A 13,835-nucleotide genomic window follows, 5' to 3' on the forward strand; every position below is an offset into this window, starting at 1 on the left:
CGATCACGGCGTCTTCGGCGGTTCGATGCGGAACAGCTTGCCGTCTTTCTCGTCGGTAAGCACATAAACGCTATCGTCCGGACCGACACGCACGTCGCGGACACGCTCGCCGATCTCGTTCAACAGCCGTTCTTCGCCGACGATCTTGTCGCCTTGCAGGGTCAGGCGGATCAGGTTGCGTTCGGCCAGCGCCCCCAGAAACAAGCTGTCGTTCCAAGGGGCACCAGGACGACCGGTGTAGAACGCCATGCCGCTGAGCCCGGGCGATTTTTCCCAGACGTGATAAGGCGACTCCATGCCAGGCTTCTCACGGCCTTCGGCTTCTGGAATAGCCAGGCCGGAATAGTTGATGCCGTGGGTGACGATGGGCCAGCCGTAGTTCTTGCCTGGTTGCGGCAGATTGATTTCATCGCCGCCGCGCGGACCATGTTCGTTTTCCCACAATTTGCCGGTACGTGGATCGATCGCCATGCCTTGCATGTTGCGATGGCCGTAGCTCCAGATTTCCGGACGCACATCGGCTTGGCCAACGAAGGGGTTGTCGCGCGGCACGCTGCCATCCAGGTTAAGGCGGACCAGCTTGCCTTGCAGCTTATCCAGCTCCTGCGCAGTGGGGCGTTTGTTGCGTTCGCCCTGGCTGATGAAGATATGGCCCTGGCCGTCGAAGGCCAGGCGCGAGCCGAAATGGTTGGGGCCTTCCAGCTTGGGTTCTTGTCGGTAGATGACTTTGACATCTGTCAGACCAGCTTCGCCCAGCGTGGCCAAAGCGACGGCCGTACCAGCGGTGCCGTTGTCGCCCGGCTCCGAGTAGCTCAAGTAGATGCGCTGGCTGCTGGCAAAATCCGGCGATAGTGCGACATCCAACAAACCGCCTTGTCCTTCCGCGAACACTTTCGGCACGCCCGCCAATGGCGCGGAGACCTTGCCGTCGCGGCTGATTCGGCGCAACTGGCCGGAACGCTCGGTCACCAGCATGTTGCCGTCGGGCAGGAATGCCAATGCCCAAGGATGATCCAGCCCGCGCACCACTTCCGTCACGCGAATGGGACCTTGTTCGCTGGCCAGCGTTTGTGCCGCCGTGGTGGGAGCTGCCGGGGATGCCTCATTGGATTTGGCGGCAGTGGATACTCCATTGGCTTGCGGTTGGCAGGCCACCAGCAATGCGATGGATAAGGCGATGGCGAGGCGGTGAGTGGGGGATTTCACTGTTGTATTTCTCCTATGCGGGCAGATTGTGGAATCAGTCTGGGTAAGTCATCGATAGCCGGAAGCCTGCAGCTCGAACAGTTCCGCGTAGCGTCCGCCTTGCGCGAGCAATTGTTCGTGCGTGCCGCTGGCTTCCAGCCGGCCTTCGTTGAGCACCAGGATGCGGTCGGCCATGCGAACGCTGGAAAAACGGTGCGAAATGAGCACCGCGGTGCGATTGTCCGACAATTCCTTGAAGCGTTGGAAGACTTCGAACTCAGAACGCGCGTCCAGCGCCGCGGTGGGTTCATCGAGAATCATGACCTGCGCATCGCGCATGTAGGCGCGTGCGATGGCGATCTTCTGCCATTGTCCCCCGGACAAATCGACGCCGTTCTTGAAGCGCCGGCCGATCAGCTGATCGTAACCATGGGGCAGCGCGGCGATCACCTCGTCCGCCATCGAGCGTCGCGCGGCGTCGCGGATGCGGACTTCGTCCTCCATCGCTTCTATCCTGCCCACGCCGATATTTTCGCCGGCGGTGAGGTGATAGCGGACGAAGTCCTGGAAGATCACTCCGATGTTCGCGCGCAGCTCGTCGAGGTCGTAGTCGCGCAGATCGCGGCCGTCCAGCAGGATGCGGCCCTCGTCCGGGTCGTAGAGCCGCGCCAGAAGCTTGACCAGCGTGGTCTTGCCGGCGCCGTTCTCGCCCACCAGTGCCAACACCTCTCCGGCCTTCAGTTCGAAATCCAGGTGCCGCACCGCCCAGCGTTCGGCATCCGGATAACGGAAGCCGACGTTCTCGAAAACGAAACCTTGCGCGATGGGTTTTGGAATGGCCACAGGGTGCTGCGGCGAGACGATCTCTGGTTCGATCTCGAAGAACGAAAACAAATCGTCCAGGTACAGCGCCTGTCCGGCAACTTGCGAAAAACCGATCAGCAGACCTTCCAGCAACTGCCTCAAGCGTAGGAAGCTGCCGGCAAGGAAGGTCAAATCGCCAATGGTGAAATCGCCGCGCACAGTGCGCCATGCGATGTAGCCATATGCCACGTAGTAACCCATGGTGCCCAGGGCTGCCAGCAACGCTCCCCATAACGCGCGCCGCCGGGCCAACGCGCGGTTGGCCAGAAAGAACTTCTCGGCGAGCGTGCGATAGCGCGAAATCAGGAAGCGGTGCAGATTGAAAATCTTGACTTCCTTCGCCGTCTCCACGCTGGCGCCGGTCTGCCGCATGTACTCCAACTGGCGGCGCTCCGGTGTCCATTGGAAATTCAACGAATAGCCCAGCGCGTTGAAGTGCGCTTCGCCAACGAACGCCGGAATCAACGCCACGGCCAGCAACGCGATCAGCCAGGGCGCATAGATCAGCAATCCAGCGGCGAAACCAATCACCGTGATGGCGTCCTGGGCCTGCCCGAACAGCATGCTCATCAGGTTCATCCGGCCCATGGTCTGGCGTCGCGCCCGGTCCAGCTTGTCCTGCAGGTCGGGATCCTCGAAGTCTTCCAGATCCAGTGTGGCGGCATGCTCCATCAAGCGGATGCTGGTGACGTTGGTGAACAGCTCCGACAACAGGGCATCGGCATAACTCACCAACCGGCCCAGCAGGTCCGACACGATGGCTAGCGCGAATTCCAGCACCAGCAGCCACGCCAGATGATCCAGCGCCCCACTGCGCCATGCGTTTCCGAGCCCGGTCTGCGGCAGGCCCAACGCGACCACACGGATCGCTTCATCGATGATCAGCTTGCCGATGTACAGCGCCACGATGGGCAGCAGCGCGCGGATCGCGCGCAGTCCCACGCTGGCCAGGGTCAGGCCGGGACTGGTCTGCCAGATTTGTTTGAGGAAAGGCGGCAGATTGCGCATCGCATTGAAGCGTTCGCGCAGGTTCGGCTTGGATGCGGGCGGGGCGGCATGCGCGGAGGCGCCTGGGGGAAGAGAGGCCATGTGCGGATTGTGCCTGCCTCGCGCCTACAAAGGGACGTAGCGTGCCACGGCAGCGAAATCACGGAAGGGCCTCCAGCCGGTAGGAGCGGCGTCCCCGCCGCGAGCTCTTTCTTTCAGGTTGCGATGAAAGGAGCAGGTCGCGATGAAAGGCGAAAAGCCCGCGGCGGGACGCCGCTCCTACATCGTGCCGGTCTATGCGTAGAGGCTGGCGCTGTCCGTCCGCCGTCCAAGCCACAAATGCTGGTTCAGCGCGAAGCGACGGCCGGAGACATCGGCTGGATAGTCACGGCCTGTCCGGCTTCCACGCGCTCGCCGCCGCGTACGATCAGGCGATCGCCGGCTCGCAGGTCACCGCGGACTTCCACCAGCCCATCCAGGTTGGCACCGGTTTGAACGCTGACGCGCTCGGCCTTGTTCGCCGAATCGACACGCAGTACGAAGCTGCCTTCACGGCGCATGACGACGGCGTCGCGTGGCACCGCCAGTACGTCCCGCTTGGTGTCGCTGGGCAATCCTGCTTCCACCGCGGTGCCCACGGGCAGCCGTAGCGATGTGGCGGCGACACGCAGTTCCAGTTGCCGCGAAGCTTCGTCGCCGACAGGCACCAAGGCGCTGATCGGGTGAACGGATTCCTGGCCGGCCACCCGCAGCAGAACACGGGTGCCCACGGACAGATGCCGCGCCAGATCCACAGGCGCGCGGATACGTACTTCCAGGTCGCCGGTGTCGACCAGACGGGCGACGGCGCTGCCGGCGGTCAGAAATTCCCCGGGCTGCGCCAAGCGTTCGACCACCACGCCAGGGAACGGCGCGCGTATCGCCATCTGGGTGCGCTGGTGGCGTATCTGCGCCAGTGTGGCGTCCGCACTGGCGCGTTCCTGTGCGAGCACATCGCGTTCGGCCTGCAGCTGGTCGTGCTGGGAGCGGGCAATGTTCTGCTGTGCCGCCAGTTGCGCATAGCGCGCCTCTTGCCGGGTCGCCAGGTCCAGTTGCGATTGGATGCGCGCCAGATCGGCGGCGGCTTGGCGTTCGCGCAGGCTCAACGCGGTATCGTCCAGCACCGCCAACGCGTCGCCGCGGCGAACATGCTGGCCGACTTCGGCGATCCGCACGATGCGGCCGCCCTGTTCGGCGGCGATGCGGGAATCCTCCCGGCTGATCACGCTGCCGGGTGCCCAGTGGCGTGGCGCGAACGATGCGGTCACCGCTGGCTCGACGCTGACAATGGCGGGAGGCGGCGTCTGTGGTTTGGCTGGCGCGCTGGCGTCGGCATCGTGGTCCAGCAGAAGCAGTGCGGCCGGACTGGCAAGTGCAGCGGCAAGCAGGCATTTCGATAGCAGGCGCATGGGGGTTCTCCGATGACTAGGTAGCGGATTGCGGCAGCGCTTCGGCGCGCCGGGGTTCGACGGATCGCTGCGCGGCCAGTCGCAGCAGCGCCGGCACCAGTACCACGGTGAACAACAGGCTGAGCGCCACGCCGCCGACGGTGACGGCGGCCAGGCCGCGATAGATGACGGCGCCGGGGCCTGGATTGATCGCCATCGGCAGCGCGCCCAGCACGCCGGTCAACGCGGCGATCAGGATGGGGCGCATCCGCTGTTCCAATGCCTGCTGCAATGCGCTGTCCAGGTCCGCGCCGGCCGTTTGCGCTTCGCGCGTCTGCGCCACCAGCAGGATGGCGTTGTTGATCACCATGCCAAGCAGCATGATGAAGCCGATCATCGACAGCAGATCCAGGGTTTGGCCCGCAGCAAGATCCAGCGCGCGCAAACCCAGCACGCCACCCAGTACCGCCATTGGCAGCGTCGCCATGACGAACGCGCTATCGCGCAGCGAACGGAACATCGCCGCCATCAGCATGAACAGCACCAACAATGCCATGGCAAAGTTGGAACCCATGCTGCGCACGACTTCGCCCAACCGGTCCGCACTGCCTGAAATACGGATGGCCGCGTCCGGCGGCAGCGCCGCTCGCAAGGCGGGCACCACTTCGTCGTTGACGATATCCAGCGCCGCTTCCAACGACAACGCAGCCGGTGGGTCCACCGTGAGCGTGACGGTACGGCGCCGATCGATACGGCGCATCTGGTTGGGTGCCAGCACAGTGTCTACTTGCGCCAGTTCGTTGAGGCTGAGAATGCCGCCGGCGGGGGTCGCCAGCGGCGCGGCGCCCAGTCGCTCGAAAGCGTTTTCGCGATCGCTGCGCAGGATGATGGGCAGCCGGCGGTTGCCATCGAAGTGTTCGCCCAGCCATTGTCCGTCGCCGAGCGTGCGCACCACCGTGCCTAACTCGGGGCGCTTCCAGCCGACTTCAGCCAATCGCCGGTCGTCTGGGTTCACTCGCAACTCCGGCGTGCCCGCATCGGCGTTGGGCCACGCTTGCACATTGGCACCAGGAAAGCGTTCGCTCAGCAAACGCCGACCCGCTTCGGCGGCCTGGGTCAGCGCGTCGCCATCGGTGTGCTGAAGATGGATCGCGATCGCGCGGGCGGACCCGCCGAAGCTGCCGAACAATTCGCCCTCGCTGGCGAATGCGCGGGTATCGGGGAAGCCGACAACGATTTCGTCGCGAACAACCCGCTCCAGTTCACCGATGTCGTCGGGGTTCACCACGCGCGCACCAATGGTGCCGCCGCCGGGCCAGAGAATGAGATACCAGTTGCTCAGTTGCGGCGCTTTTCCGCCTTCCAGGTACGGACGCATGCGCTCCAGCAGGGTCGGCGCGATTTCGCGATTCACGCGTTCGGGGCTCATGCCGGGCGGGAAGTTGAAGACAGCGTCCACCGCAGCGCGCTTGACTGGCGGCAGATAGTCGATCTGCGGCATCCACAGCAGGGCCAAGAGTGCGGGCAACAGCACCAGCGAACCCACCCAGGCCCATTGCCGGCGGCGACCCTCGGTGACGCGCAGCGCCCATTGGCTGACACGCGCCCAAGTGCGGCCACTGTCGTCGTTTGGCCGCTGGCGCAGCCAACGGCCAGCGGCGGCCGGCAGGACGGTGACGGCGACAAGCAACGAAATGCCTACCGCCAAGGAAATGGTCAGCGCAAGGTCGGCGAATAGCTGGCCTTCCACGTCTTCCATGAAGATCACAGGCAAGAAGACGGCGACGGTGGTGAGTGTGGAAGCGACCAAAGCACCGCCGACCTGGCGCGTGCCTTCGAAAGCCGCCTGCGTTGCCGATAGTCCTGATTCGCGCAGGCGAACAATATTCTCCGCCACGACCACTGCCGCATCCATCACCATGCCGACCGCGAACGCCAGCCCCGCCAGCGAGATGACGTTGAGGCTGCGTCCGGTCAGCTTCAATACGATGAACGTTGCGAGCAGCGAAATCGGTATCGCGCAGGCGATCAATGCAGTGGCGCGCACGTCGCGCAGAAACCACCACAGGCAGCCCACCGCCAATGCAACACCCGCAAACAGGCTGCCTGACAGCAAGCCGATCGCGCGATTGATGAAGACCGACGAGTCGAAACTCTGGGCGATCTCCAGCCCTTGCGGCCGCAGTTCGGTCTCGCGCACTTCAGCGACCACCTTTTTCACTTCGTCCAGCGTGTCCAGCACGTTGGCGCCGCTCTCGCGCAGGATGCGTAGACCAATCGCAGGGTTGCCGTTCTGATAGGTGTAGAAGCGCTGCTCGGGTCGTTTCACTTCCACGGTGGCGACATCGCCCAAGCGGATGGGCCGCCCGTCGCGCCACGTCAGGATCAACTCGCCCAGTGCCTCCGGCGAGTAGCGGCCGGCGAAGCGCAATATGTACTCGCGGCGACCCGATTCGATCATGCCGCCCGACATGTCCGTGGCGCGCGCGGCCTGCGCGGCGATCTCAGGTATCTGTATGCCCAACGCGGCCGCGCGTTCGAGGTTCAACGTGATCGTCAATTCCTCCGCTGCGCCGCCGTTGATCTCCACACCCGCCACGCCTTTCACCGCGGAGATGCGCGGCACGATGCGGTCCTCGATCATCTGCCGGTAGTCCAGGATGTCGCCGGGCGTGCCGGGCAGTTTCTGCACGAAGAAAAAGGTCAGCGAGTTGTTGGCATTGTCGGCACCAGCCTGCACCACCGGCGGACTGGCGTCGCGGGGTAGGGGCGGCAGCCGGTTCATCCGCGCCAGCACTTCCACCAGCATCGCGTCCATGTCGCTGCCGACCGCGAACGTCAGGTTGATGGTGCTGTTGCCAGCGTTGATGTTGGAGGCGATCTCTTCCAAGCCCGGCAGGCCTTGCATCACTGCCTCGATGGGTTCCACGATTTCCGATTCCAGTTCCTGCGGCGACGCAGCACGCCAGGTGGTCTGGATGGACATCTGCGGGCGCTCGATGTCGGGAAACAGTTGCAGGGGGAGCGCCATCAGGCTCAAGGCGCCGAACAGACACACCATCGCCACGGTGACCGCGACGGCGGCGGGATTGCGAAGGGCGGCTTCGGTGATTTTCATCGCGGCGTCTACGGAGGAGGCGGACGCACGATGCGATCTATTTAGAGGATCGTTATGGGCCGAAAGTCACGTGCAAGTGGCGTATGCGGCCAAGCGTGGAAGATATGCGCTGAAGCGTTGGCTGAGTGCCGGTGATCATTTCTCGTAGGAGCGCCGTCTCGGCGCGAGCTCTTCCCGCTTCCATCGCGATCTGAAAGGAAGAGCTCGCGCCGAGGACGGCGCTCCTACAGGGGAAAAGAGCGCCAATTCAAATCAACAACGAAAGCTTCTCGCGATAGGTCCGGGAGAGCTTCAGCTCCTGGCCGCAATCCAGGCGCAGGAAACTTTCGCCGTTGGTATGCGGGCGAAGTTCAACGACGCGCCGCGCGTTGATGATGGTGGAGCGGTGAATGCGCGGAAAACGCTGAGGGTCCAGCTGCTTTTCCAGTTCACGCATGGTGGCGCGCAGGATCAGCGTGTCCTGGTCGGTGTGGATGCACATGTAGTCACCGGCAGCATCGATCCAGCGGATCGCGTGCATGTCCACCTTGATGGTGCGGCCGCCATCGCGCACCGCCAGCTTGTCTTCGCTGCGAAGATGCGCCAGATAATCGGGTTGCAGCGCCTCGTCCAATTCCAGCGGGTGTCCGCTCAATTGCCCCAGCAAGCCGAGCAGATGGGCGCAGTGCCCGCTGGCGGCGCGTTGCGCCCGTGTCTCGCGCACTCGCGCCAGGGCTTGATGCAGGCGGCTGTCTTCCACCGGTTTGAGCAGGTAATCGACCGCCGAGGCCTCGAACGCGCGGATGGCGTAATGGTCGTAGGCGGTGACAAAAACCACCAACGGCATCTCCTCGGCAGGAACGTGGCGGAGCGTGGCGAATCCGTCTACGCCGGGCATCTGCACGTCCAGGAACATCAGGTCCGGACGCAGCGTGTGCACGGCGGCGATGGCGGCCGCACCATCGCCGTACTGGCCGACGATCTCGACGTCGGCGTGGTCGGCCAGGCGCAACTCCAGACCGCGGCGCGCCAAGGGTTCATCATCGACGATCAGCGTACGGATCTTGGCGATCGGCAGCGAGGCGGCGGCGTCCATCATCAACAGGCCCTAAGTACGTGAAGGATCGGTGACTTCGAACGGCAACCGCAAGCAGACTTCGATGCCACGCGTCAGGTTGCGCACAGCAAACCCGCTGGCGTCGCCGTAGAGCACGCTCAACCGCTCACGCGTGTTGCGCAAGCCGACGCCCTTGCCGGGCGGCAGTTCGCTGCCTTCCAGCGACGTGCAGCCTGGACCGTCGTCGATGACCTTCAGTACCAGTTGGGTGCCATCGCGGCGCGCCTCGATGCGCAACGTACCGCCGGCCACTTCGCGGGCGACGGCATACTTGATGGCGTTTTCCACCAGCGGTTGCAGCAGCAGGCTGGGCAGCAACGCACGCCAGCAATCGGCGTCGATATCGGTTTCTATGCGCAGCCGTTCGGCGAAGCGGATCTTTTCGATGCCCAGGTACAAGGTCAGTGCGTCCAACTCCTGGCGCAACGTCACCCGTTGCATGGGGTCGTTGTCCAACGAGTGGCGCAGGAAGGCCGACAGGCTTTGCACCATGCGGTTGGCGGTGGCGTTGTCGCGGTCTAGGATCAACGTGGAGATGGCGTTGAGCGTGTTGAACAGGAAATGCGGATTGAGCTGATACCGCAGCATCTTCAGCTGCGCTTGGTGGGCCATGCTGCGTGCGGCCAGCGCCCGCTGGGTTTCGTCCTGCAATTGCCGGTAGTACTTCACGCCCAGATACAAGCCGACCCACGCCAGGATCACGTAGATATAGCTCAACGCATACGCGATATAGGCCAGCTGGCTCTCGTGCACGCAGGCGGGGCAGACACCGACCAGTACGCTGCGGGTGACCTGGTTCATGATCGCCGACGCGGCGAGTACTGGCACCACCATGATGGCCAGCAGACGCATCGGCGGCTGGCCCCAGCAGGCACGCAGGATGAAGCGCAGTCCCAGCGTTGCCAGGGCGCCGGTGGTGGCCGCGGTCAGTGGCACCATCCAGTAGCCGGGCGGCTTGCCGTACGCCAGCGCGGACAGATAGCCCAGGCTGAAATAGCCGGTCCATCCGCCCAGGTGCAACAGCCAGAACAGCTGTTCGCGGTGGGGCAGTACGAGTGGGCGGGACGCGGCGATAGCCATGGCGGATCACGGTGGACGCAAGTACCGTCATGCTAACGCCTGGACACGATGTTTCCGGTAACGCTTCGTCGGATTTTCCGCTCGCCTGGGCGCAATCCTGCGCCTAGGCGGGCGTGATCGTCCGGATCAGGACAGCGGCGAGCGCAACCCGACCGCAATCCGGTTCCAGGCATTGATGATGGCGATCATGTAGGTCAGCTCGGCGATCTGCGTTTCGTTGAAGTGCGGTAGCAGCGCCTGATAGATGGCATCCGGCGCGCGGGTGGTGGCGACATGAGTCAGGCTTTCCGCCCAGGCCAGCGCGGCGCGTTCGCGTTCGTCGAAGAACGGGCTTTCGTCCCAGCCTGCCAACGTATCCAGCTTGCGCGGATCAACCCCCAGCTTGCGCAGGGTGGTGCCATGCATGTCCAGGCAGAAGGTGCAGCCGTTGATCTGCGATACGCGCTGGTTGATCAGGACCATCAAAGTGTGATCCACGCTGGCGTGGTGCAGTTCCTGGCTGAGTTTGGCCAGTGTCTGACGAGCGCTGGCGGCGTGGACGGCATGGTCGACGCGGGGAGAGGTCATGGTGTTTTCTTTTCCTGATAGCGACGCGGCCACCGCGGCCGCGTTTCATCAGGAAGACGGAGAAGTGCGTCGTGGCGTGACAGTTGCAAAGCTTGCGTCGCAGCGTTTCATGCGCGGCTCACGCGCAACTTGTCGGGGTTGGCCACATTCAACAACTCCACGATGGAATCGCCGTCGGTGACGGCGACGATGATGGCGGCCAGCTGTGTGCCGCGATAACGCAGGATGGCGGGCTCGCCGTTCACGGTTCCCATGCGCCATTCCGTCGTCGGGTCCGGGCGGCGGTACGCGGCCCAGAACAGGCGGGCGATGCGCTCCCGTCCCAACAGCGGTCGGATCGCGGCAACGGCCTTGCCTCCGCCATCGGATATCAGCCGCGCATCCTCACGCAACAAAGCGGTGATAGCAGGCTGATCGCCGACGCGCGCGGCTTGCATGAAACGCTCCAGCAGCCTGCGGTGACGTTCCGGTGCCACCTCAAAGCGCGGTCGCTCCGCCCGAACACGCTCACGTGCGCGGTGCACCATCTGGCGGCAGTTGGCCTCCGACTGGCCGAGCAAGAGCGCGATCTGCGCGTACTCGTAATCGAAGGCTTCCTTCAGCAAGAACGCGGCGCGTTCTTCCGGACCCAGCCGTTCGAGCGCCGCCAGGAACGCCAGCGACACTTGTTCAGCCAGCTCGGCGTGGTGCTCGGGAGTAGGGGATTCGTCGATCTCAAGCGGTTCTGGCAGCCAAGGGCCCACGTAGTCGATGCGTTGCGTCTTGGCCGTCCGCAATCGGTCGATGCCGAGCCGGGTTGTCGTCGTCATCAGCCAAGCCTCCGGCTCGCGGATGCCGGCCTGGTCGGCTTGGCTCCAGCGCAGCCAGGCGTCCTGGACCACATCCTCGGCATCGCTGCGGCTGCCCAGCAGCTTGTAGGCCAGACCGAGCAGGCGGGAACGGTGGATTTCGAAGGAATTTTCGGTGTTCATACGGTTAGGACGAGCTATGACGCACGGCTGTGACAGTCCGTGCCGGGCCTGTGGACACGCGTGGCGGCGTCATCACTCGGTTGCGTATCGACATACGCGCCCTCATTCTTCCTTGCCCCGCGTGCCCACAGACCCGGCACGGCGCGGCAGGGGCCTAGGGTTAACAGGCTTAGGCTTTCACTTTGGCCTAAAATAGCCGACTCCGCCCGCTACCCTCCGGCAGCTGACCCGCGTCCATGACCACGATCAAGCAAGAAGACCTCATCCAATCCATCGCCGACGCGTTGCAGTACATCAGCTACTACCATCCGGTCGACTACATCAAGAACCTGGCCGCCGCTTACGAGCGTGAAGAATCGCCGGCTGCCAAAGACGCCATCGCCCAGATCCTGATCAATTCGCGTATGTGCGCGGAAGGGCATCGCCCGATCTGCCAGGACACCGGCATCGTCACCGTGTTCCTGGAAATCGGCATGAACGTGCGTTGGGACGACGCCACGATGAGCGTGGAGGACATGGTCCACGAAGGCGTGCGCCGCGCCTACAACCACCCGGACAACAAGCTGCGCGCTTCGGTGCTCGCCGATCCTGCCGGCAAGCGCATCAACACCAAGGACAACACGCCAGGCGTGGTCAACATGAAAGTGGTGGCGGGCGATACGGTCGATGTGATCGTCGCGGCCAAGGGTGGCGGGTCGGAAGCGAAGTCGAAGTTCGCCATGCTTAATCCTTCCGACTCCATCGTCGATTGGGTACTCAAGACCGTGCCGACGATGGGCGCCGGGTGGTGTCCGCCCGGCATGCTCGGCATTGGCATCGGCGGCACCGCCGAGAAGGCGATGCTGCTGGCCAAGGAAGCGTTGATGGAGCCGATCGACATCACCGACCTGCAGGCGCGTGGCCCGAGCAATCGCGCCGAAGAACTACGCCTGGAGCTCTACGAAAAGGTCAACGCGCTGGGCATCGGTGCGCAAGGCCTGGGCGGCCTGACCACCGTGCTCGACATCAAGGTCAAGGACTATCCGACCCACGCCGCGAACCTGCCGGTGGCGATGATTCCCAACTGCGCCGCCACTCGCCATGCGCATTTCACTTTGGACGGCAGCGGCCCGGTGATGCTGGACCCGCCTTCGCTGGAAGATTGGCCGAAGCTGACCTACGACGCCTCCAAAGGCCGCCGCGTTAATCTGGATACGTTGACGAAAGAGGACGTCGCCGGTTGGAAACCCGGCGAAGTGTTGCTGCTCAACGGCAAGCTGCTGACCGGCCGCGACGCCGCACACAAGCGCATGGTCGACATGCTCAACAAAGGCGAGCCACTGCCGGTCGACCTGCGCGGCCGTTTCATCTACTACGTGGGCCCGGTAGATCCGGTACGCGATGAAGTCGTCGGTCCCGCCGGCCCGACCACCGCCACCCGCATGGACAAGTTCACCGAGCAGGTGCTGGCGCAGACCGGGCTGATGGGCATGGTCGGAAAAGCCGAGCGCGGTCCCGCGGCCATCGAGGCGATCAAGAAACACCAATCCGCCTACCTGATGGCGGTTGGCGGCGCGGCCTATCTGGTTTCCAAAGCCATCAAGGCGGCCAAAGTCGTCGGCTTCGCCGATCTGGGCATGGAAGCCATCTACGAGTTCGAAGTGCAGGACATGCCGGTGACGGTCGCGGTCGATTCGCAAGGCGAGTCCGTGCACAAGACCGGACCGAAGGAATGGCAGACGCGTATCGGCAAGATTCCGGTACTGGTGGAGTAACCAACAAACTCCCTCCCTGCGAAGGCAGGGGAGGGCCGGGGAGGGGTTGCGTGGTGGGCGGGAAGAATGCCGCTGTCGCCGACTCAGCCTCCTCCCAACGTCCCCCTGCCTTCGCAGGAGGAGCGCCTCAGACTCGAAGGAACCCTATGCCCATCACGCTCTACTACTCTCGCAGCACCGCCTGCCTGGTTGTGCATTGGCTGCTGATCGAACTCGGCGTACCGCACGAGTTGCGTGAACTCGATTTCGACAAGCGTGATCAGAAATCGCCTGAGTACCTGAAATTGAATCCTGCTGGGGTGGTGCCAACGCTGATGATCGATGGCCAGGTCGTCACCGAAGCGGCGGCGATCGCCCTGCACCTGGCCGATATGCATCCGCAGGCAGGGCTGGCGCCTGCGCTCGCTAGCCCGGAACGCGCCCAGTACTACCGCTGGATGTTCTTCTGCGCCAACACGCTGCAATCGGCTTACCGCGCCTGGTTCTATCCAACGGAACCTGCAGGCGAGGGGCAGGCGGAGGCCGCCAAAGCACAGGCACGCGCCAAGCTGGAAGCCGCGTGGCAACAGGTCGCCAACCACTTGGAAGGCAATGGCCCTTATCTATTAGGTGAGAAGAAATCCGCCGCCGATTTCATGCTCACCATGCTGATGCGCTGGTCGCGCAACATGCCCAAGCCCACTGACAGCTGGCCGGTACTGCACGCCTACGCGCAACGCATGAAGGCGATGCCTAGCTTCAAGGAAGTCTATGCCCGCGAAGGGTTGACGGACTGGACCTAACATA

The 13,835-nt window shown here is 63.8% G+C and carries 10 protein-coding genes; 2 read left to right on the forward strand and 8 right to left on the reverse strand.

Annotated features, from left to right (window positions below; translation table 11 throughout):
* Positions 1-3: 3 nt before the first annotated feature.
* The 8 genes from AB6O04_RS18380 to AB6O04_RS18415 form a co-directional block, all read right to left on the reverse strand.
* Entirely contained in the window at positions 4-1,206 is a 1,203-nt protein-coding gene (locus AB6O04_RS18380) for a PQQ-dependent sugar dehydrogenase (RefSeq protein ID WP_368565750.1), read from the reverse strand.
* A gap of 48 nt (positions 1,207-1,254) precedes the next feature.
* Entirely contained in the window at positions 1,255-3,138 is a 1,884-nt protein-coding gene (locus tag AB6O04_RS18385; RefSeq protein WP_368565752.1) for an ABC transporter ATP-binding protein, read from the reverse strand.
* A 245-nt stretch (positions 3,139-3,383) separates the two neighbouring features.
* Positions 3,384-4,484, reverse strand: coding sequence for an efflux RND transporter periplasmic adaptor subunit (locus tag AB6O04_RS18390; protein WP_368565753.1), 1,101 nt, complete (start codon positions 4,482-4,484; stop codon positions 3,384-3,386).
* 16 nt (positions 4,485-4,500) lie between these two features.
* The gene (locus AB6O04_RS18395) at positions 4,501-7,581 is read right to left on the reverse strand and encodes an efflux RND transporter permease subunit (protein WP_368565754.1); all 3,081 of its coding nucleotides are present in this window, start codon (positions 7,579-7,581) and stop codon (positions 4,501-4,503) included.
* A 247-nt stretch (positions 7,582-7,828) separates the two neighbouring features.
* A complete protein-coding gene (locus AB6O04_RS18400; protein WP_368565755.1) occupies positions 7,829-8,659 on the reverse strand; it encodes a LytR/AlgR family response regulator transcription factor in 831 nt (276 codons plus the stop codon).
* Between the two features lie 9 nt (positions 8,660-8,668).
* The gene (locus AB6O04_RS18405; RefSeq protein WP_368565757.1) at positions 8,669-9,757 is read right to left on the reverse strand and encodes a sensor histidine kinase; all 1,089 of its coding nucleotides are present in this window, start codon (positions 9,755-9,757) and stop codon (positions 8,669-8,671) included.
* A 126-nt stretch (positions 9,758-9,883) separates the two neighbouring features.
* Complete coding sequence (locus AB6O04_RS18410; RefSeq protein WP_368565758.1) at positions 9,884-10,324, reverse strand: carboxymuconolactone decarboxylase family protein; 441 nt, start codon at positions 10,322-10,324, stop codon at positions 9,884-9,886.
* Positions 10,325-10,431: 107 nt separating this feature from the next.
* Positions 10,432-11,295, reverse strand: a complete 864-nt coding sequence (locus tag AB6O04_RS18415) for an RNA polymerase sigma-70 factor (RefSeq protein ID WP_368565759.1) — start codon at positions 11,293-11,295, stop codon at positions 10,432-10,434.
* 236 nt (positions 11,296-11,531) lie between these two features.
* Here AB6O04_RS18415 and AB6O04_RS18420 point away from each other — a divergent pair, with 236 nt between their 5' ends.
* Both AB6O04_RS18420 and AB6O04_RS18425 read left to right on the forward strand, forming a co-directional pair.
* Positions 11,532-13,049: a fumarate hydratase gene (locus tag AB6O04_RS18420; RefSeq protein WP_368565761.1), complete on the forward strand. Its 1,518-nt coding sequence runs from the start codon at positions 11,532-11,534 to the stop codon at positions 13,047-13,049.
* A gap of 146 nt (positions 13,050-13,195) precedes the next feature.
* Complete coding sequence (locus AB6O04_RS18425) at positions 13,196-13,831, forward strand: glutathione S-transferase family protein (RefSeq protein WP_368565763.1); 636 nt, start codon at positions 13,196-13,198, stop codon at positions 13,829-13,831.
* The last annotated feature ends 4 nt before the right edge of the window (positions 13,832-13,835 follow it).

Origin of the sequence: Pseudoxanthomonas sp. UTMC 1351, assembly GCF_040948865.1 — a bacterium.
Taxonomy (GTDB): domain Bacteria; phylum Pseudomonadota; class Gammaproteobacteria; order Xanthomonadales; family Xanthomonadaceae; genus Pseudoxanthomonas_A.